At 62.5% G+C, this 20,616-nt stretch carries 18 protein-coding genes and 1 pseudogene; 9 read left to right on the top strand and 10 right to left on the bottom strand.

From position 1 onward, the window contains the following. Positions 1–55: 55 nt before the first annotated feature. The 4 genes from EN807_RS14350 to EN807_RS14365 are packed head-to-tail and all read right to left on the bottom strand — an operon-like array spanning position 56 to position 3,750. A complete protein-coding gene (locus EN807_RS14350) occupies positions 56–805 on the bottom strand; it encodes a glucose 1-dehydrogenase (protein ID WP_135935380.1) in 750 nt (249 codons plus the stop codon). 47 nt (positions 806–852) lie between these two features. Then, positions 853–1,857, bottom strand: coding sequence for a sugar-binding protein (locus tag EN807_RS14355; RefSeq protein ID WP_135935381.1), 1,005 nt, complete (start codon positions 1,855–1,857; stop codon positions 853–855). A 53-nt stretch (positions 1,858–1,910) separates the two neighbouring features. Further along, on the bottom strand, positions 1,911–2,972 hold the full coding sequence (locus tag EN807_RS14360) for an ABC transporter permease (protein ID WP_135935880.1): 1,062 nt from the start codon (positions 2,970–2,972) through the stop codon (positions 1,911–1,913). Between the two features lie 37 nt (positions 2,973–3,009). Then, the gene (locus EN807_RS14365) at positions 3,010–3,750 is read right to left on the bottom strand and encodes an ATP-binding cassette domain-containing protein (protein WP_065007836.1); all 741 of its coding nucleotides are present in this window, start codon (positions 3,748–3,750) and stop codon (positions 3,010–3,012) included. A 393-nt stretch (positions 3,751–4,143) separates the two neighbouring features. On the opposite strand from EN807_RS14365, the gene EN807_RS14370 reads away from it, so the two are divergent. The 9 genes and pseudogenes from EN807_RS14370 (at position 4,144) to EN807_RS14410 (ending at position 12,689) form a co-directional block, all read left to right on the top strand. Beyond that, complete coding sequence (locus EN807_RS14370; protein WP_246684095.1) at positions 4,144–5,532, top strand: FAD-binding oxidoreductase; 1,389 nt, start codon at positions 4,144–4,146, stop codon at positions 5,530–5,532. 12 nt (positions 5,533–5,544) lie between these two features. Next, positions 5,545–6,273: a FadR/GntR family transcriptional regulator gene (locus EN807_RS14375; RefSeq protein WP_135935383.1), complete on the top strand. Its 729-nt coding sequence runs from the start codon at positions 5,545–5,547 to the stop codon at positions 6,271–6,273. Next, positions 6,270–6,713: a VOC family protein gene (locus EN807_RS14380; RefSeq protein WP_135935384.1), complete on the top strand. Its 444-nt coding sequence runs from the start codon at positions 6,270–6,272 to the stop codon at positions 6,711–6,713. The genes EN807_RS14375 and EN807_RS14380 overlap by 4 nt, the downstream gene beginning before the upstream one ends. A gap of 67 nt (positions 6,714–6,780) precedes the next feature. Continuing rightward, positions 6,781–7,827, top strand: a complete 1,047-nt coding sequence (locus tag EN807_RS14385) for an ABC transporter substrate-binding protein (RefSeq protein WP_127315084.1) — start codon at positions 6,781–6,783, stop codon at positions 7,825–7,827. After that, positions 7,824–8,603, top strand: a complete 780-nt coding sequence (locus tag EN807_RS14390; protein ID WP_135935385.1) for an ABC transporter ATP-binding protein — start codon at positions 7,824–7,826, stop codon at positions 8,601–8,603. The genes EN807_RS14385 and EN807_RS14390 overlap by 4 nt, the downstream gene beginning before the upstream one ends. Beyond that, positions 8,600–9,358 carry an ABC transporter permease gene (locus tag EN807_RS14395; RefSeq protein ID WP_246684096.1) on the top strand — a complete coding sequence of 253 codons (759 nt, stop codon included), beginning with the start codon at positions 8,600–8,602 and terminating at the stop codon, positions 9,356–9,358. The genes EN807_RS14390 and EN807_RS14395 overlap by 4 nt, the downstream gene beginning before the upstream one ends. Before the next feature lie 131 nt (positions 9,359–9,489). Beyond that, positions 9,490–11,046 carry a serine hydrolase gene (locus EN807_RS14400; RefSeq protein WP_135935387.1) on the top strand — a complete coding sequence of 519 codons (1,557 nt, stop codon included), beginning with the start codon at positions 9,490–9,492 and terminating at the stop codon, positions 11,044–11,046. A 154-nt stretch (positions 11,047–11,200) separates the two neighbouring features. Next, positions 11,201–12,175, top strand: coding sequence for a nucleoside hydrolase (locus EN807_RS14405; RefSeq protein WP_135935388.1), 975 nt, complete (start codon positions 11,201–11,203; stop codon positions 12,173–12,175). A gap of 101 nt (positions 12,176–12,276) precedes the next feature. Next, positions 12,277–12,689, top strand: a pseudogene (locus EN807_RS14410) (DOPA 4,5-dioxygenase family protein). A gap of 853 nt (positions 12,690–13,542) precedes the next feature. On the opposite strand, the gene EN807_RS14415 reads toward EN807_RS14410, so the two are convergent. From EN807_RS14415 to EN807_RS14435, 6 genes are all read right to left on the bottom strand, one after another. Next, positions 13,543–14,808 (bottom strand): Ig-like domain-containing protein, encoded by a 1,266-nt coding sequence (locus EN807_RS14415; RefSeq protein ID WP_246684097.1) that lies wholly within the window; start codon positions 14,806–14,808, stop codon positions 13,543–13,545. A gap of 717 nt (positions 14,809–15,525) precedes the next feature. After that, on the bottom strand, positions 15,526–16,008 hold the full coding sequence (locus EN807_RS14420) for an N-acetyltransferase (protein WP_135935881.1): 483 nt from the start codon (positions 16,006–16,008) through the stop codon (positions 15,526–15,528). Positions 16,009–16,166: 158 nt separating this feature from the next. Then, positions 16,167–16,892, bottom strand: a complete 726-nt coding sequence (locus EN807_RS36530; RefSeq protein WP_246684098.1) for a tetratricopeptide repeat protein — start codon at positions 16,890–16,892, stop codon at positions 16,167–16,169. Then, a complete protein-coding gene (locus EN807_RS36535) occupies positions 16,862–17,614 on the bottom strand; it encodes an adenylate/guanylate cyclase domain-containing protein (RefSeq protein WP_246684099.1) in 753 nt (250 codons plus the stop codon). The genes EN807_RS36530 and EN807_RS36535 overlap by 31 nt, the downstream gene beginning before the upstream one ends. Before the next feature lie 474 nt (positions 17,615–18,088). Beyond that, the gene (locus EN807_RS14430) at positions 18,089–18,334 is read right to left on the bottom strand and encodes a MoaD/ThiS family protein (RefSeq protein WP_135935390.1); all 246 of its coding nucleotides are present in this window, start codon (positions 18,332–18,334) and stop codon (positions 18,089–18,091) included. 17 nt (positions 18,335–18,351) lie between these two features. Next, entirely contained in the window at positions 18,352–20,616 is a 2,265-nt protein-coding gene (locus EN807_RS14435) for a xanthine dehydrogenase family protein molybdopterin-binding subunit (protein ID WP_135935391.1), read from the bottom strand.

Here is a 20,616-nt window from a genome sequence, read left to right on the forward strand (position 1 = left end):
CACGCCCTGCCGGCACGGTGTCGCCGGTTGAAATTTCCTGAAAGCAATTTGCCGGTCACAGGGAAACCGATAGCCCACCGTCAACGGCCAATACATGTCCGTTGACGTAGGCGGCAGCGTCAGAGGCGAGAAACACCACGGCTCCGCCGAGCTCCTCAGGCTGGGCCCAGCGGCCCGCCGGGGTTCGTGTCTCGACCCATTTGGTGAAGGCCTCGTCGCTCATAAGCGCGGTATTGAGCTCGGTAGCGAAATAGCCGGGGGCGATCGCGTTGACGGTGATGCCGTGACGGCCCAGCTCGGCGGCCGTGGAGCGTGTCAGCCCGTGCAGCCCCGCCTTTGCCGCCACATAGGCGTGAATGGTGGGACGGCCAAGTATCGCTGCAACCGATCCGGTGTTTATTATGCGCCCGAATTTGTTTGGCAGCATCAGGCGCACCGCGTCGCGCATCATGCGGAAGCAGGCCGAGAGGTTGACGGCAATCACATGGTCGAAATCCTCGTCCTGCCATTCGACCAACGGACTTCGATGCTGGATGCCGGCGTTGTTGACCAGAATATCGAGGCGGCCGTGGCGTTCGACGATTCCTTCCAGCGACGCCCTTGAGATCGCTGCGTCGGTGACATCGAATGGCAGCGCTTCGGCCCCGATCCTTTCGGCCGCTGCGGCGAGGGCGGCCGGATCGCGGGCATTGACGATCACCGTCGCGCCGTTTTTCGCAAGTGCCTTGGCCATGGCGAAGCCGAGACCACGCGAAGCACCCGTGACCAGCGCGACACGGCCGTTGAGCGAGAATAATTCCGACATTGAGATCCCCTAGGAAAAGGGCGGGAGTTTCCTCCCGCCCAATAGCGCTATTTGGCGATGCAGGTATCCGCTGTCTCCGGAGTGCAAATGTCAAGGCCGGTGTAGGTCGGGTCGGCCGGCGGAGCCTTGCCGTCCTTCATGTCCTTCAGTGCCATCATCGTCTTGTAGCCCATTTCGAACGGCCGCTGGCCGACCTGGCCAAGCGAGAAACCTTCCTTCATCTGGTCGATCTGCACGGGAAGCGTGTCGGCGACGACCAGCGCCAAGGTCTTCGAGGCGATCTTGTCCTTGTGCGGTCCGACCGCGGCGCGGTTGGCATCGGGGATGAACTGCGGGAAGCCGCCGGTTGGGATGAACGCGTCGAGGTTCGGGTTTTTCGCCATGATGTCCTCGAACTGCTGCACCGAGCGCGGGAAGTCATCGTCGGTGTAGAGCGGGCAGCCATCGATTTCGGTCCAGCCGTTCTGTCCGGTCAGACGGTCGCCGGGTGAGGCAGCCGATTTGGTCCCCGAGAGCGTGTCGCGAATGCCTTGCATGCGCTCATTGTGGTTGGCCGCCGCCGCGCCACCCGACTGGATACAGATCGTGCCGCCTTTGGGCTTGATCTGCATTGCAAGCTTGGCGAGGTTCGTGCCGATCTCATAATTGTGCGTGCCGATATAGGCGACGCGCAGATCCTTGTTCTCGGGCAGGAGGTCGGAGTCCCAGGTGAGGACCGGGATGCCCGCGTCCTTGGCGGCCTGCAGCGCAACCGCCATCGCCGCGGCGTTCGATGGCGACACGGCGATGCCGTCCACCTTCTTGGCCACGAGATCCTGCACGATCTGTACCTGCTCGTCGCCGCCGCCATGCTCGCCGGGGCCGATATACATGCACTCCAAGGCACCATTCGATTCGGCTTCGGCCTTCTTGCAGCCGTCGCGTGCCTGATCGAAGAAAGGATTGTTCATGTTCTTCGGCACCAGGGCGAAGGTGTATTTCGCCTCGGCACCGGAAACGGCGAGCACCATTGCGCCAAGCGTGACGGCCGCCGTCAGCAGATGTTTTTTCATGTGATGTTCTCCTCCTTGGTGTGATGTCCCGCAGGCCTCCCGCCGGCGGGTTTCTAGCGGCTTTTTTTGGGCATCAAGGCTGCCAGCGACGCGGCGAGGATCGATTTGCCGCCGGTTTGCATGCCCAAAAGAACCGCAAGAACGATGAAGGCGCCGACGAAGGCACCCTGCCAGTTTGAATCGATGCCGGCCATCAGCAGCGCATTCCTGATCACCTCGAGGAACGCCGAACCGATGATCGCACCGAAGGCCGTGCCGGCGCCGCCCATGAGGCTGGCGCCGCCAATGACTGTCGCCGCAATGACGCGCAGCTCATAGCCTTGGCCCATCGCATTGATGGCCGAGCCGTTGTAGCCGAGGAGCAGGAGCGAGGCGACCGAGGCGGTGAAGGCCGAGAAAAGGTAGACCTGGAATTTAATCCAGTCGACCGGAACGCCGGTGAGCCGTGCCGCCTCCTCATTGCCGCCGATGGCGAACAGATGCCGGGCCCAGGCAGTGAAATTGAACACGAAGCCGACAATCAGCGCCAGGATCACCATGGTCCAGAACTGCGACGACAGTTCCGGTATCCAGTGCGGTGCCCAGTCCTCGGGTCCGTGCCGCGGCCATTTCGCCTGACCGATCGCCTTCACGATCGGAGCATCGGGCCCGAACTGGTAAAGCATCTGGTTGGCCGAGAACACCACCGCCAGCGACCGCGCGACGGATAACATGCCGAGGGTGACCACAAAGGACGGCATTCCGACGTAGGCGACAAAGAATCCATTGACCGCGCCGCAGGCCAGACCGGAGGAAAGGCCCATGGCGAAGGCGACATACCAGGGATAATGCCAAGTGAGGAACAGGCCGGCGACGATGACCACGAGGCCCATGATCGAGCCGACCGACAGATCGATGCCACCGGTGATGATCACAACCGTCATGCCGAGGGCCATGATGCCGAAAGGTGCCAAATTGCGCGTCACATTGGCAACGTTTTCGGAGGTGCCGAAGCTCGGCTCCATCGCCGTCATCAAAATGACGAGCGCGATCAGCGCGATCGTCACCCAGAAGGGCTGACTTGAAATCACGCGTTGGAAAGCTGTCTTTTCCTTGGTCGGGACGAAGTCCGACATGGCCGGCTGGCCGGCATTCCCGGCCGATTCCTGAACACTATTCGCCACGGATGGCCCCCGTTATCAGTCCAGTGATTTCCTCGGGCGATGTGTTGCCGGTGTCCTTGTCGGCAACCTTCGAACCTCGCCTGAGCACGATGATGCGGTCCGCGACGGCAAAAACGTCAGGCATGCGGTGGCTGATCAGCATGACGCCGACGCCTTGCGCCTTGAGGCGCCGAATCAATTCGAGCACTTCGGCCACCTGGCGTACGGAGATGGCGGCGGTCGGCTCGTCCATCAACACCAGCTTGGCGTTTGAAAGCCGGGTCCGGGCGATGGCTACCGCCTGGCGCTGCCCACCGGACATCTTCTTGACCAGATCCCGCGGCCTGGTTTCCGATTTGAGTTCCTTGAACAGCGCTGCCGAGCGGTCGATCATCGCCTGCTTGTCAAGCACCCTGATTGGCCAGAAGCCCTTCTTGATCTCGCGGCCCAGGAAGACGTTCTGCGCCGCCGTCAGATTATCGGCGAGCGCCAGATCTTGATAAACGACTTCGATCCCCTTGGCGCGGGCCTGGACGGGTTTATGGAAATGGCAAACCTCGCCGTCCACGACAATTTCGCCGTCGCTCGGCGGGAAATTCCCAGCCACGGTCTTGACCACGGTGGACTTGCCGGCGCCGTTGTCTCCCATTAGACCCACGACTTCGCCTCGCTCCACCTGGAAGCTGACGTCAGTCAGGGCCTGGATGGCCCCGAAATTCTTGGAAACGTGGCGAACCTCAAGCACCGGCATCGCGGTCCTCCCCGGACAACATTTGCCAATCTTGTCCCGGACTTATGCAAGACAGCTAATCAGCGAAAGGTATTCGACACAATACTTATTCGAAGGAGGCCGGCATCCATTGTTAGAGGGGGGAAGGTGGACCCTGGAGCAGATCGTAACTGCGCCGGCTTCAATTCCACGCGACCATATTAAGCATCGGCTCCGGCCGGCTATAAAGGGGAACAGTTCAGGCGCGGGCGTGGATTGCGGGGTGGGCCGCGGAGTTCGGCGCCGAAGTGATCACGGCAACCGAGAGAATGGACTTGCCAAGTTGTAGGATGACCGTATGATCGGACCATGATAACGGTTCATCCATCTCTTCAACGCGAAACTTCTGGCGCAATTGCTGAGCTGCCTGCGCAGTTGGCGGCTGACGCGCTGATAGACGGACAGTCGCCGCTGGCAGAGCGCTACCTCATCGATTGGAGCCGCGACAGGCGCGGAAGTGCCCGCTTCATCGTGCGTCCAGGATCCGTAGAAGATGTCCAGGCGTTTGTGAGATGGTGCTCGCAAAGCGGTGTCGCCATCGTCGTCCAAGGCGGCAATACCGGACTCGCCGGCGGCGCCATTCCGGACAATTCGGACTACGCCGTGCTGTCGCTTGAGCGTCTCAACCGGATACGCTGCGTCGATCCGCTCGACTTCACGCTGCAAGCCGACGCCGGTGCCGTGCTGCAGGACGTCAAGGACGCCGCTGAAGCATCCGGCATGACCTTCCCTCTCGCGCTTGGGGCGCAGGGATCGTGCACGATCGGCGGCAATGTCGCGACCAATGCCGGCGGCATCAATGTGCTGCGCTACGGCATGACGCGTGACCTGGTGCTCGGGCTTGAGACGGTCCTGCCGGACGGCACACTGTCGAACGGCATGAATGGGCTGCGCAAGGACAATCGCGGCTACAGCCTGAAGCAATTGATGATCGGCTCGGAAGGAACGCTCGGGGTCGTCACGGGCGTCGAAGTAAGGCTCTCGCCCCGGCCGACGCAGGTCGAGACTGCCTATGTCGGATTGGGCAGCTTCCACCAGGCGTGCGAACTGTTCCGGATGGCGAGGCATCTCTGCTCCGACCTTCTCAGCGCGTTTGAGGTCATCGGCGAGGAGTGCCTGCCGCTGGCCCACCTCATCGATCCGAAGCTGCGCTCGCCGTTGACGCAGGCATGTCCGGTTCATGCGATCGTCGAACTCGCCTGTGGGCCAGGGATAGATGCCGGCGGACTTCTTGAAACGATGCTGGCGCGCGCCCTTGAGGGCGACCTGATCAAGGACGGCGTCGTCGCGCAAAGCCGCTCCCAGGCCGCCACATTCTGGGCCATCCGTGAGGGCCTGGTCGAGGGGCAGGCGCGGCGCGGCTTTCATGTCCGCACCGACCTCTCGGTTCGCCTCAGCCAGGTGCCGAAGCTGATCGAGCAAGCACGCGCGTGCATCGTGCGCGAGTGGCCAGGCTGGACATCCCTGACCTATGGCCACGCTGGCGACGGCAACATCCATTTCAACGTGCTGCCTCCCATCGATTGCGACCCCGGCGAAGCGAGGATCGTAGGTCAGGCGGTTTTGACCCGACTCTATGAACTGGTCGGCGCGCTCGGCGGCTCGTTCAGTGCCGAGCATGGCGTCGGTCGCAGCCGCAGTCACGTGTTCTGGGCCGGCCTGTCGCAGCGCGAGCGGCAGCTTCATACCGCGATCAAAGCAGCTTTCGATCCGGCAGGCCTGTTCAACCCGACATGTCTCATGCCTGATCCGGGCGATTTGTAGGGGGAAAGCCGCATGAAGCAGCGTTCATCCATCATAGGCAGCGTGGAGGCGCTTCCGCATCGCGTCGCCTCGCATCTGAGCCGCGAGATCGAGGGCGGCGACATCATCCCGGGAGCCCGGCTTCCCACCGAAAGCCAGCTCGCCGACAAATTCGGCGTCAGCCGCAATGTTGTCAGGGAAGCGATCGCGCAGCTTCGCGCCGATGGCATGATCGAGGCGCGTCAGGGCGTGGGCGCATTCGTCATGGCGCCGGAACAGCGGACAGCCATCCGGATCGACCGCGAAGCGCTGAAAGACCAGCGCAACATGGAGCAGCTGTTCGAGCTGCGCAGCATTCTGGAGACCGAATCCGCCACCCTGGCCGCAGCGCGCTGCGCATCCGATGATCTTGCCGCAATCAAAGCTGCGCTGGACCGCATGGGTGGCGAGGAGCGCTGGGAGGATGGCAGCATCGAGGCCGATCTGCTTTTCCATCGGGCGATCGCCCGGGCCACCGGCAACAGCTACATCTACACCTTCATTTCCTTCGTCTGCGAGCAGATCCGCCAGTCGATCCATTATGCCCGCCTCACCAATCCGCTCCACGACCTGGTCGAGGTCAACGTCGCCGAGCACGTGCGAATCTACGACGCGCTCGCCGCGCATGATCCGCAGGCTGCCGGCGAGGCGATGCGCCGGCACATCGATGGTGCGGCATCGCGCGTAGGGGTCGAACTCACCGCGATCAATCGAGGCAAATGACCATGTCGCTCGGCCAGACCAAGGCAATCACCGATATCTGCCTGCTTGTCGAGGATATCGATCGCACCATCGACTTCTACACGCAGAAGCTCGGCTACCGGATCAGACGCCGGGCCGAGGGCTTTGTCGATTTTTATTCCGAGCGTGTGACGCTCGCCGCATGGGAACTGGATCACATCAATCGCCACTGCGGCGTCTCGAATGTCCGCTCACCGAAGCAGGCGCACAAGGCATGTATCGCCATGGAACTCGAAAGCGCCGGCGAGGTCGACCGGCTCTATGCCGAACTGTCGGACAAGGGAGTGCCGTTCGTCGGGCCGCCCGGCGACTATGTCTGGAACGCGCGCTGCGCCTACTTCCACGACCCGGATGGGACACTGTGGGAGCTCTACGCCTGGACCGGCGCGGGACCGGGCGACTATCACGACACGCAAGTGTGATCCGATCGCGACGGCCTCGCAGAAGGGCCGCGCCGCATGCAAACAAGTCCAACAAAGGAGCAAGAAGATGAGTGGGAACACATCGCAGTGGAATCGCAGATCGATCCTGAAGGCCGGCGCCGCCGGCCTGGCGGCTTTCGGGCCGGGACTTCAGCTGTTTGGCGCCAGCGCCTCGGCAGCCGCCAAGCTCGTCGTCCAGTATGACTGGCTGATGTCGAATGGCCAGATCGGCGACGTCGCAGCCGTCGCCAATGGCTACTTCAAAGAGGCCGGGCTCGAAGTCGAGTTCAGCCCCGGCGGACCGAACGCCGCCACCGTGCCGCCGGTGGTGTCCGGTGCCGCTCAGCTCGGCCAATTTTCCGAATCGCCTCAACTCTATGCCGCGCGGGCGAGCGGCGTTCCGATAAAGATCATCGCCTGCGGCTATCGCACCGGGCCTTATGCGCTGACGTCGAAACCGGCGAAGCCGATCCGGTCGGTGGCGGATCTGAAGGGCATGCGGATCGGCACGCAGCCGACCGCGCGCTTCGCCATCGACGCGATGCTCGCGAAGAACAAGATCGACCCTTCCGAGGTCACCATCGTCAATGTCGGGTTCGACAAGGCCCCACTCGTTCGTGGCGACGTCGATGCGATCGGCGGCTGGATCACCAACACGCAGGCGCTCAGCGTCGTCGGCGATGATCGCATCGATCTTCTGTTGTCGGAGCTGGGCCTGGCGTCCTATGCCGACGTCTACTTCGCGACCGACAGCGCCATCGAATCCGATTCCGAGACCCTGGCGAAATTCATCGGCGCGGTTGCCAAGGGGTGGGGCTGGGTCCACGCCAATCCCGAACAGGCGGTCGACAAGCTCGTCGCTGCCTATCCCGAGATCGACGCAGGCTGGGAAAAGAAGACGATCCCCCTGGTGCTGAAACTGTCGTTCGACGACAACACGAAAAAAGATGGATGGGGCACCTTCGATCCTGCCTCGATCGAGAGCCAGATCGCGCTGCTTGACCAGATTGGCCAGTATCCGAACGGCAGGCCGAAGGCCGAGGACGTCTATACGACTGAGATTCTCGAACTCAGTGCGGCTGAACGGCCGAAGCTCGGCGCGCCTGCGTCTTGATGGCCGCGCCGGCCATCGAAACCTCCGGGCTCGACGTCGGCTATCCCGGCCGGCACTCGCCCGTGACGGTGATCTCCGGTCTCGAACTGACAGTCGAGGCCGGGACGTTCCTGTCGATCCTCGGGCCTTCGGGGTGCGGAAAGTCGACGTTTCTGCGGGTTGTCGCCGATCTGCTGGCGCCACTCGCGGGCACGATACGCGTGATGGGCGAAACGCCGTCGGCGGTGCGCTCCGGCCGCGGCGTGGGCTTCGTCTTCCAGGACTCGACCCTTTTGCCGTGGCGCACTGCGCGCGAGAATGTGCGGCTGCCGATCCAGGTGGGCCGCCGCAGCCTGTCGCGCATGATAGACGACCGAGCCGACGAGCTGCTCGAACTCGTCGGCCTGTCGGCGCTCGGTGAGCGCCTGCCGCATCAGCTTTCCGGCGGACAGCGCCAAAGGCTGGCGATCGCCCGGGCGCTGCTTGGCGAGCCACGTCTGCTTCTGATGGACGAACCTTTTGGCGCTCTTGACGAGATCACCCGCGATCGCCTCAACGACGAACTGCTGAACCTTTGGCGGCGGACCGGAACGACCGTGCTGTTCGTCACGCATTCCGTTGCCGAAGCCGTCTATCTCGGGCAGCGCGTAATCGTGCTTGCGGCCCATCCCGGGCGGATCGTCGCCGACCACGACCTTCGTCCGCTGAAGGGGCCGGACAACAGATGCTCGCGCGAGGATCCGGCAATCGTCGCGGCGATGGCCAGGATGCGCTCCGCCCTTGGGGCGGCCTCGTGAACCGCGGCGCACTTTCGCCGTTCGCACAGACCGTGCTGCCGATCCTTGGCGCCGGCTCGCTCATTCTCGCATGGCAATTCCTGCTGCCGCTTGCCGGCGTGCCGGCATACATCGTTCCGACGCCGACCGCGATAGCGGGCGTGTTTGCCAGGAACGGATCGCTTCTCCTGTCGAACCTCTGGCCGACGGCCATCGAGGCGCTCTCCGGCTTCGTCCTCGGCAACCTCGCCGCAGTGCTGCTGGCGATCGTCTTCGTGCACAGCCGTACGCTTCAGGCAGCCTATTTTCCGGTCGTGCTGTTCTTCAATACGATCCCGGTGCTTGCGCTGGCGCCGGTCGTCATCCTCATCTTTGGCCTCGGCATGCTGCCCAAGATCGTGATCGCTGCAGTGATCTGTTTCTTCCCAACGCTCATCAACATGATCCGGGGGCTGGAATCGGCGAGCCCCAGCGAGCACGAGCTGTTCCGCGTGCTGTCGGCGACGCGCTGGGAAATATTCTGGCGCCTGCGCCTGCCGCGCGCGCTGCCAATGCTTTTCGCCTCGTTGCGGATCGCCTCGGCGACCGCGGTGATCGGCGCAATCGTTGGCGAATGGATCGGCTCCGACAAAGGTCTCGGCGCGCTGATCATCCAGGCGACCTTCAACTATCAGTCCGACCGGCTCTACGCCGCCATCGTGCTCTCATCGCTGTTGTCGATCGGGTTCTTCATGACAGTCGTCGCCACTGAGCGGTGGTCGGTTCGATACCGTTGACCGGCTGGCTCCCAGGGATGGCCGCTTGGCGTCGCACAGCGCACTTCGCTCTACCGCAGGCGAGAGTTGGCCTTCCCTGCGTCGGCCTGTAGTATGACCAGTGCTTGCAGGGGATAGAGGGGAGCTCGAGCATGGGGCTGGGTCGGAATTTCCGCCGTTGGGGGATGCGGGCCTTCATCGCCGTCATGGTGCTTTCGCCGCATGCGGCGTCGGCCGACACCATTACGCCTGACCGGATCGCGGCAGCGCTGTCGAAGCTCGAGGCACTCGCTGAAGGCATCGTCGCGGATGGCGGGGTGCCTGGTCTCGCCATCGGGGTCGTCCATGACGACAAGGTGGTCTTCCTCAAGGGTTTCGGACATCGCGAGGCCGGCAAACCGGAGGCCGTCGATGCCGACACGGTGTTCCAGATCGCCTCGCTCTCCAAGCCGGTCTCAGCAACGATCGTGGCGGCACTGGTCAGCGACGAGATTGTTTCCTGGGACACGAAAATCGCCGATCTCGATCCGGCCTTCCGGCTGTCCGAGCCCTGTCCGACTGGCGAACTCACGGTTCGCGACCTGTTTTCGCACCGCAGCGGACTTCCCGGCACTGCCGGAGACGACCTCGAGAGCATCGGCTACGACCGCGCCGAGATCCTGCATCGACTGCGCTTCGTGCCGCCATCGTCGAGCTTTCGCGCCGGCTATTCCTACAGCAATTTCGGACTGACCGAGGGTGCCGTCGCGGCCGCGAAGCCGACGGGCAAGCCTTGGGAGGAGATCGCCGAGGAGAAGCTCTACCGTCCGCTTGGAATGGCGTCGACCAGCTCCCGTTATGCGGATTTCCTCAAGCACGCCAATGGCGCCGCGCTCCACGTCAAGGTCGATGGCGTCTGGGCGGCGAAGATAAAGCGCGATCCGGATGCGCAGGCGCCCGCGGGCGGAGTCAGTTCCACGGCACGCGATCTCTCGCAATGGGTGCGCCTCGTACTCGGAAATGGGGTCTATGCGGGCGAGACACTCATTAAAGCCGACGCGCTGGACCAGACGCATGTTCCGCTGATGGCGCGCGGCAAGAACCCCGTCTCAGGCGGCGAGTCCTTCTACGGCCTCGGCTGGAATGTCGAATTCGGCCGGCATGGTCTGAGCTGGGGTCATGCCGGCGCCTTCAGCGTCGGCGCACGCACCCTGGTGACGCTCTTCCCGGAGGAGAAGCTTGGCATCGTGATCGTCGCCAACGCCTTTTCGACGGGGGTGCCGGAAGGGCTGTCCGACAGCTTCGCCGATATGGCCTTCGACGGAAAAGTCGACAAGGACTGGGTCAAGGCATGGGACGACACCTATGAGGGCCTATTCGGCCCGGCTGTCGCCGCCGCCAAGGCCACCTATGCCAGGCCGCCGTCTCCGGCAAGTCCGGCCGGACCAGCCGGCGTCTATAAGGGCCGTTATTTCAATGACTTCATCGGCGATGCGGTTGTGTCGAGTGAGGGAGACGGCCTTGTGCTCAAGGTCGGGCCGGGCGGCGCCCGGTCGTATTCGCTGGAGCATTTCGACCGCGACATGTTCCTGACGTATCCGGACGCCGAGACGCCGGACGCGCCGTCCGCCGTCAGCTTTGTCCTCGGCCCCGACGGCAAGGCGTCGGCCGTGACGATAGAGTTTCTCGACGGCAATCATCTCGGCACGCTGGCGCGCGTGGGTGACTAGGGTCGTGAGACGGTTGTCGGCTTCGCCGAGACGGAGCGGGGGCAGCGCCGGCGTCCGCAATGCGGCACTCAAACGGCATGGCAAAACCTTGACGGTTCCAGCCGCCGCAGTCTGTAATCGCCACTGACCCAGGCCGCACAGAAAGGCGCTATCCATGGAAAAGATCATCCTGGACTGCGATCCGGGGCACGACGATGCCATCGCCATCCTGCTTGCGGCCGGCAACCCGAACATCGACCTTCTCGGCCTCACCACGGTTTCGGGCAACCACAATGTCGAGAACACCACGCGCAATGCGCTGGCCGTATGCACGGCCTATGGCATCAAGGTGCCGGTCGCGAAGGGCTCTCCCGGCCCGCTCATCATCGATCAGGTGCTGGCCGTCGAGATCCATGGCGAAACCGGGCTCGACGGCCCGGTGCTGCCGCCGGCCTCGTTCGACCTCGACAAGCGGCATGCCGTCGACTTCATCATCGACACGGTCATGGCGCACGAGCCGAAAACCGTCACGCTGGTACCCGTCGGTCCCTACACCAACATCGCGCTTGCCGCGCGCAAGGAACCGCGCATCATCGAGCGGGTGAAGCGGGTCGTCGCGATGGGCGGAGCCTACACGCGCGGCAACATCACGCCAGCGGCGGAGTTCAACGTCTATGCCGACCCGGAGGCCGCCGACGTCGTGTTCCGTGCCGATTGGGACGTCACCATGGTGGGACTAGACCTCACGCACCAGGCGCAGGCCACCCCGGAACTGCAGAACAGGGTGCGCACCGTGGGCGGCCCGATAGCCAGGTTCGTCCTCGATATCTGGGAGTTCATCGCGACCACGCATGGCGGCCTGCTGCAGATCGCGTATCCCGCCGTCCACGACGCATGCTGCGTAGCGGCCATGATCGACCCGACCGTCTTCACCACCGAGAAGGCCGATATCCGCGTCGAAATTACCGGCCGCTGGACCAAGGGGATGACGGTCTGCAATTTCGAGAAGATGGGTGGCATGCACCATTTCGGCGGCACGGCGAGCGAGCAGACCGACTTCCGCCACACCGTGGCGATGAAACTTGACCATCCGAAATTCTGTGACCTGATCGTCGATGCGCTTGAGCGCCTCGCCAGCCAAAAGATTTGAGCCGCCTCGCAATTCCAGGAAAAGTGTGAAACGGTTTTCCGTCCGGAATTGCGTTAGATCAAAGCGAGCCGGGCGCTGCATCATCGAAGGGGAGCATCGAGGTGAACGAGAAAGCTAGTCCAAAGCCGCTCGATCCAAGGCCGATCGCGGAGATCGCCAGCTATCACGCCCATATCTACTACGCGGGGCAGTCTGAGCGGCAGCATGCCGAATGGTTGCGCCAGCGCATCGGCGAACGTTTCCGCGTGCGTCTAGGCAACTGGCGCGACGAGCCGGTCGGTCCGCATCAGCAGGCCATGTACCAGGTCTCGTTCGCCAACGAGATTTTCGCTTCGCTGGTTCCATGGCTGATGCTGAACCATGGCGGCCTCATCTGGTCGACCCGATCTGGATAGGGCGGCCGCTGGGGGTGAACAGCGAGGTGCTTGGCGACGAGGATGACGCGGAAGAGGCGCTGGAGGTGAATACGGAGCCGACGTTGGGGGCTAGCGCGAGGCCGCGTTCGGCAATGTGAGGCTCGGCCTCTTGAATCGCCTTCGCCTGCGGTTGGTCAAACGGGAATGGCCGGCTGCTTTGCGCCTAAAAGTCGGTCGTCAAGATTAGCTTCGTGGTTTCCTAAAAGCTGACATAACCTGCTCGCTCTCGGCTGCCGCCAAGTCCCGCACAGAAATCGGGTACGCGCGATCCATTGCTAACCTGCGCTCCTCGCGCCAATTCATCTGTAGCGGCGAGGCCGCCATAATGATCTTGGTCATGGGGAAATAGCTCTTCAGGACGTAAGCCGTCGAGATGGCCACGGCTTGCGCGTAGTCTCGTAAGGATGATTTCGCATGAGATGGGATGACGATTATAGAAACGGACGGTCTGCGAGTTGCATCGCTGATGAAACTTGCTCCATGGCTCGGGACCACGCCAATCTTCGCAATCAGATTAGGCCATCAAAACAGCAAATGGCGACGAGCAAATAGGGGGCGGCGCTCAATTTCGCTGCCAAATTCTGAACGGCGCATGTCTCACATGGGTCATGAGCGAGCGAGACGGTCAAGGACCACGGTCCTAGCATGTCTGCTTCGCGGCGAACCAGCCATCCGCCATCTGGCAACCAAATGTCCGCTTCGGGTCATTCCAAGACCTTATATTAGCTCCACCAGACTGAATGTCCGCTAACCTCATGGCAACGACAGAAGCTGCCAGTATCGTTCTGGTAACATTTAGGTCCGACGTGCGCCCCGTTGCAGACACCAGCCAGTCGGGTCATGAAGGGCTCGGATGAGCTCGGACGCCGCCTATTGCGCAATCGGGAGGGAAATCCTGCGCATGGGCGCGATCACGCCCGGTCTATGTAACTGCGACCCACCCGTGCGCGCCTATACCACGAAGAAGTCGTCCACTGTGAGGAATGTGCCCGGGTCCACGGCGGCAAACTTGACAGCCGCGGCTCCTCCTGCCCCGTCCACATCGAACAGCAGATCGCCGCTCTCCCTGTCGTAAATGATGTGGTCGCTGTCATCGATGGCGTGCTTGCCGACGACGAAAACCGCAGCGAAAAGCGAGCCGGCCGACAGCCCGGCGAATGCGGAGCTGTCCAGCCAGAACACATCGTCGAGCGCATTGAAGTCTTCTATCCTGTCGTAGTTCGCCGGCCCAAGCGCGTCGAACAAGAAGACATCCCTGCCCGCGTCGCCGGCCAGCCGATCGCTGCCGGCCCCGCCATTGAGAATGTCGTCGCCAGCACCACCCCGCATGTCGTCGGAGCCTGCGCCGCCGTCGAGGACGTCGTCACCAGTGTCACCGCGGATGCCGTCTGTGCCCTGACCACCGCTGATCTCGTCATCGCCAGCTCCGCCCTTCAGCCAATCGCTGCCCGCGCCTCCAATGATGTCGTCGGCGCCCGCGCCGCCGAACAGCTGGTCGTGGCCGGCACCGCCGTCGAGCGTATCGTTGAACGGGGTGCCGCTGATGCGGTCGCCGCCGCCCAGCGCGGCGACGAGCACGGCATGATCATAGCTTGCGTAGCTCATGATGTTTTTGGCGTCGGTCAAGGTGATGGATTCGGCCGGCGGAGTGACTGTGATCGTAATCGTCGCCACATTGCTGTTGCCCTGGCCGTCCGTCGCGTAAACCGTAAAACTGTCGGTGCCGATGAAGCCGGCCTCTGGCGTGTAGTCGAACAGATTTCCGCCCAGAAAATCCGCATGATAGTTCAGGGTAGTGCCATAGTGACCCTGGTGAAACGGGTAGTAGTTATCGTCGAAACTCGTCTCCTGCTCTAGCGTGCCGCTGTCCGGCCCGTCCACGACGATGAAGTTCAAGAGGTCGTAGTCGGCATCTGCCGCGCTGAAACTGACGTCGTCGAGAAATTGTTCCTGCGAAACCGACAAGTCCAGGTCGGCAACGGTCGGCGCGTGATTGACGAAGGTGTCGGGTTGAAGCACGCCTCCTTCCAAGATGATCTGATGCTGACCGTATTGGGTGTTTTCGCCGCCGAAATATTCGTTCGCCCCGATCCATGTCACCGTGATGTCGTCGGGGCCGTCGGCGCTGATCGAGACGATCTGGGCCGACAGGAAGGCCGCCTGGTCGGACACGGTGCGGAGAAAATTGCCTTCGTTGTCGAAGACCTGCGTTTCCAACGTCGTCCAGGTCTCGGTCCTGCCCTCGTGGGTGAGGCTGGTGATGGTGAAGAAGCCGTCGAAGACATCGACCGAAGCTAGTTCGATCCCACCGAAAGGGAAATCCGGCTTTGCCCCTTTCGGTCCGATTACGTCGCCGTCGGTTTCCGTAATGCTGAAAAGGACCGCGTCAGGGCTTGGATTGGGATTCTCGGGTTCGTTCCATACGATGAGTTCACTGCCATTGCTTAAGGTGGGCATCCTGTCTCTTCCTTGCCTTTGCGCCTGGACGTGCTGTGGATGCCCCCAATTTCCAAAGATAACATGTTACGCGAGACGGATCGGTGACAAACCCAACCGCCCTTCGCCTTCTTCGAATGTGGTTAATTCTGTCTCTCGGTAGTCCGATGGAGCTCCATGTCCGCCGCGGGGCAAGTTTGCCTGGTCGGCTGTGCGCCGCATGTCGGCCGTTCAGGCCAGCTTTGCCGCTTCCCGTAGGCAGACGTTGCCGATAGCGGAGCTGTAGGTCGAGGTTGCGCCGATATCGTTGAAAAAGTTGGCGTTGCTGCGGGTGTGAAGTCCTTTTTCGGTCCTCTTGAGCAGAAGAGGATTCGGCGATGATGTCCGCGGCGGCGAAAGGATTCGCTGGGGTGACTTCCTTCAACTCGGGCAAGCACTGGGACGGCTGCCTCATCCGGACATTGCGCATCAGGGCTACTATGTAACTGGGCAAGGCAGTCAGAGCGCTCGGTGCATTATCAGTGCGTCCACGAACCCCAGAATGGGGTGCTCGAAACCTTCCGGAATCGTTCCAATGATTTCGAACCCAAGATGACGCCAGAGCTTGACGGCGCGTTCGTTGGAACTGACCACGCAGTTGAACTGCATGGCCCGGAAGCCTCGTTCTGTCGCGTACCTCAGAGAGTGCTGACACATCGCCGTTGCAACGCCTCGACCGATCGAGTTCTGCGCGGTGACATAGCCACAGTTGGCGACATGAGCACCGCCGCCTAGTTGATTGGCTTTTAGAAAATAAGTTCCCGTCACCAGTTCGTTCATCTCTGCGACGAACACCTCGAGATTCGGAGAAAACCAGTAGGACAGCGCCTTCGATCGGCTCCAGTCAGGCGGTAGTGCGTAGGGTTCGCCTGCCCGCAAGACGGGCTCGAGTATGCTCCAAATGGCGTCTGCGTCGGCAGGTGCGGCACCGCGAATGGTCAGCAAAGTCTTGTACCCAAAGTTTGCGCGAACGGGTTGCGGCCCAGGTTCAGTCCTACCGTGGTAAGCCGGCCGCCTCGTACCCGTCGATGAAGTGCTGTCGATCCGCCTCGTACCGGAACGGTTGCGTGCTTGCCCAATGCTGGATCGAGAAATCCGGTTCAAGGCGAGGAATTCCCTTGCTTCCTCCTTGGCCTCTTCCATTTGCCCCAGCCGCGCCAGACCTGCAGCCAAGATGCGTTGCGACCCGAGCCGATGCGTCGCCTCATGCCGGAGTGTTTCGACGGCATTGGCGTAGTGGCCCGCCGCGTATTGGGCGAGCCCCGAGAAGCCAGTAGTACCACCCTGGCGGATGTGGATTGAGGCGAGTGGCGTGGCGCAGATGTTCGATACCCTCGATAGCCTATCCCTCGAATGCCCTTCAGTTGCCCCAGGAACGCCCAGGCATCGGCATGATTGGGGTCGATCCGAAGGGCCGTGGTCAGTTCCGCCGCGCCTTCATCTGGCTTGCCGTCATAAATCAGCACGTCGCCGAGAATTGCATGGGCTATGGCATTTTCAGGGTCAAGCGATACAGCGTGTTGCGCTGCCGCCAGAGCCAGCGAACGATGGCGCCCCGGCGCGCCCAGCCAATACGCCCACCCGAAATGGTGGCTCATCGCGAGCCAAGCGTGAGCATCGGCGAAGTGAGGGTCAAGTTCGATGGCTCTTTCCAAAAGCGCGGGAGCGGCCCTGTTGCTTTCGGGTGATTGGTTCACCAGCACGCGGCCGCGGACGAACAGATCATACGCTTCGAGACTTGCAGCCCTACGTGTGCTTGAGGTCGCAGCAGCCGGCAACACACCGGACAGGGCGTTTACAATCGTGCCGACAACCTCGTCCTGCAACGGAACACGTCCGCCAAATCGCGGTCGAAGCGGTCGGCCCAAAGGTGACTGGCGTCCGTGGCATCAATGAGCTGGGCGTTGATCCGGACCCTGTCCTTCTCTCTGCGCACACTTCCTTCAAGCACATAACGCACCCTCAGGTCCTTGGCGACTGAGCGAACATCGACTGACCTCCCCTTGTAAGCGAATGTGGAATTGCGTGCGACCACCAACAGGCCAGGCACTTTCAACAAGTCAGTGATCAGGTCTTCTGCCAGACCGTCAGCGAAGTACTCCTGCTGAGGATCGCTGCTCATGTTCATGAATGGCAGAACGGCAATGGAAGGTTTGTTGGTTATAACCTCGGCATTGGAAGTCACTACAGGCGTGCCCGAAACGCGGTAGATGCGAACTGGCAGGGCAATGTTCTTCACGGCCTGCGCTCCGAGATCTTCGAAACTCACGTTTATCTTATTTCGTACGTGGTCGTAGATCGTTCCGGAGATGAGGATGCCGCCTGCCTCGGCGGTGGTTTCCAGGCGCGCAGCGATGTTGACGCCATCGCCATAAAGATCACTCCCCTCGACCATCACATCACCTAGATTGACCCCAATGCGCAGCACAATATGGAGCTTCTCAGGCAGCGCGGCATTGGCGGAAGCCATCGCATGCTGCACGTCTATCGCGCATTGCAAAGCGTTGACGGCGCTAGCGAACTCCACCATCACGCCATCGCCAGTCACCTTGAAAACCCGGCCATGGTGCCTAGCGACCAACGGCTGCAGCACTTGCTTGCGTCGGACTTGAGTGTGGCCAGCGTCCCGGCCTCATCCGTTTCCATGAGGCGGCTGTAGCCAACGACATCTGCCGCGATTACGGCGGCGAGTCGACGCTGGATGCGTTCCTCGGTCATGTGCGCGATTGCTCTCGTCTGAAAGCAGTCCGGCAGTGTACCGACGCTTCGTGAACGAGTCTGTCAGGCCGGCCCCGCCTACCTCGGGGAAAGTCAGGAAGAGTGAAGAGCACTGGTCGTGGCTAATATCCGGTTTCTGGCAAAAGACCCCGGCTCACGAGGTCAGCAAGGGGTCAATTGGCGACCTCGGTCCCACTTGAATGTCTGGTATCGCTGTTCGAGCACCTAAAGCCGCCTGTCCGCCACCGGCCCCATCCACGACGTTCCAGACGTTATTGCTAGACGATGGCGATGCGGCCCCCACTCACCCCCCAGCCAATCGCGGCAGCAAAAAAATCTCCGACCCCGGCGGCAATTCCTTCGACCACGTATCCCGATAGATAACCCCGTCGATGGCGACCGCAATGCCCCGGTCGATATAGGGCTCCAGGCCGGGATACTGTTCAGCCAGCTTCCTGAACAGCTCCCTTATGTCCTTGGCCTCGATCTCGACCTTGCTCTGGCCGCCGGCGAGCTGGCCGAGCGATCCCCAGAGGGTGACTTCGACCATGGGCGCCGGATCCCCCTCTAGCCTTCCCGTTCCGCCTCGATCGCCGCGAGAATCCGCGGCGGCGACATCGGGATGTGCGTCATGCGCACGCCGGCGGCGTTCGACACCGCATTGGCGATCGCCGCCAGCGGCGGCACGATCGAGGTCTCGCCGACGCCGCGCACCCCGTAAGGATGGTTGGGGTTGGGGATCTCGAGGATCTGCGTGTCGATCATCGGCAGGTCCGAGCAGACCGGGATCCGGTAGTCGAGGAAGCCGGGGTTCTGCAGCCGCCCGTCCTTGCCGTAGATGTACTCCTCGTTGAGCGCCCAGCCGATGCCTTGCGCGGCACCGCCCTGGTACTGGCCCTCGACATAGGTCGGGTGCACCGCCTTGCCGGCATCTTGCACGACTGTATAGCGCAGGACCCTCGTGGCGCCGGTCTCCGGATCGACCTCGATATCGCAGATATGGGTGGCGAAGGAGACGCCGGCGCCGTCGGCGACGAGCTCGCTGTGGCCGGCGATCGGCCCGCCCGTTTTTCCTGACGCGGCCGCGATCTCCTTGAGGGACAGCGCAGCAAGGTTGCCGTACTTCTCGCCTTTGGCGATGGCGTGGCCCTTTTCCCAGACCACGTCGTCGACGGGAATGTCCCACATCTGCGCGGCGCGTTCGCGCAGGATCTTGATGGTGTTGCGGGCGGCCGAGATCGTCGCCATCGAGGAGGAGAAGGTGCCGCGGCTGCCGTCCGTCATGTCGTTGTAGCCGAGGCTGGACGTGTCGGCGACCACCGCCTTGACCTGCTCATAGGCGATGCCGAGCTCCTCCGCCGCCACCAGAGACAGCGACGCGCGGGAACCACCCACATCGACCGTGCCGACGGCAAGCGAGACCGAGCCGTCCATGCCGATGTTGAGGTCGGTGCAGGTCTGGCCGCCGAAGTTGAACCAGAAGCCGCAAGCCATGCCACGGCCCTGGTGCTTCGCTAACGGAGCCTTCATGTGCGGATGGTTCTTCGCCGCCTCAAGCGTTGGGCCGATGCCGATCGGGCCGTAGACCGGGCCGTAGGAGGATCTGGTGCCTTCCTGTGCGGCGTTCCTGATCCGGAACTCGACCGGATCCATGCCGATCTCCTTGGCCAGCTCGTCGATCGCACTTTCCACCGCAAACGCCGCCATCGGCGCCGACGGCGCCCGATAGGCGGCGGTCTTCGGCCGGTTGACCAGCACTTCGTAGCCGACCGTCCTGACGTTCTCGAGATTGTAGCAGGCGAACGCCGTCATGGCGCCGATCTCGGCCCACATGCCGGCATAGGGGCCGCAGGAATAGCGCAGCGTCGCCTCGGCCGCGGTGATCGTGCCGTCCTTGCGGGCGCCGATCCTGACGTCGATCGAGGTGGCGCTGGTCGGCCCCGAGGCGCGGAACACCTCGTCACGCGTCATCACCAGCTTGACCGGCCGGCCGGCCTTGCGCGACAGCGCCAGCGCCACCGGCTCGGCCCAGACATGGGTCTTGCCGCCGAAACCGCCGCCGATCTCCGACGAGGTGACGCGCAGCTTGGAGGCTTCCATGCCAAGCAGTTGGGCGCAGTGCTGGCGGTAGACGAAATGGCCTTGCGTGCAGACCCAGAGGTCGGCGGTGCCGTCGGAGCTGACGCTCGCCACGCAGGCATGCGGCTCGATATAGCCCTGGTGCGTCTGTTCGGTCTTGAAGGAGCGCTCGACGACGAAATCGGCCTGCCCAAAACCTTCATGGATGTCGCCATGGCCAAACTGCGTGCGCTTGGTGACGTTGGAAGGCTTGACGGGCTTTTCCTCGAGGCCCTCGGTGAAGATGGCGTCGTTAAGCAGGGGTGCCGTGTGCTTCATCGCCTCGTCGACATCGGTCACATGCGGCAGCACTTCATAGTCGATCTCGATCAGCTTCAGCGCCTGCCTGGCGGTGCGGGCGTCGACCGCGGCGACCGCGGCCACCGCATGGCCGTCATAGAGTGCCTTCTTGCGCGCCATGCAGTTGTCGAGGATGTCGTACATGGCGGCATCGCCGTCGGTGAGGTCGGGCAGGTCGGCCGCGGTGATCACCGCCTTCACGCCGGCGAGCTTCTCCGCTTTCGAGGTGTCGATCTTCCTGATCGTGGCGTGGGGGTGAGGGCTTCTCAGAACACGCCCGACCAATTGGCCTGCCATGTTGAAGTCCGCGCCGTAGCGGGCGCGGCCCGTCACCTTGTCGACGCCGTCGGGACGAATGGGACGCGTGCCGACGGAGGTGAAACTGCGATTGGAGTAACGCGGATCGAAATTCAT

The organism is Mesorhizobium sp. M5C.F.Ca.ET.164.01.1.1 (genome assembly GCF_004792125.1).
Taxonomy (GTDB): Bacteria; Pseudomonadota; Alphaproteobacteria; order Rhizobiales; family Rhizobiaceae; genus Mesorhizobium; species Mesorhizobium wenxiniae.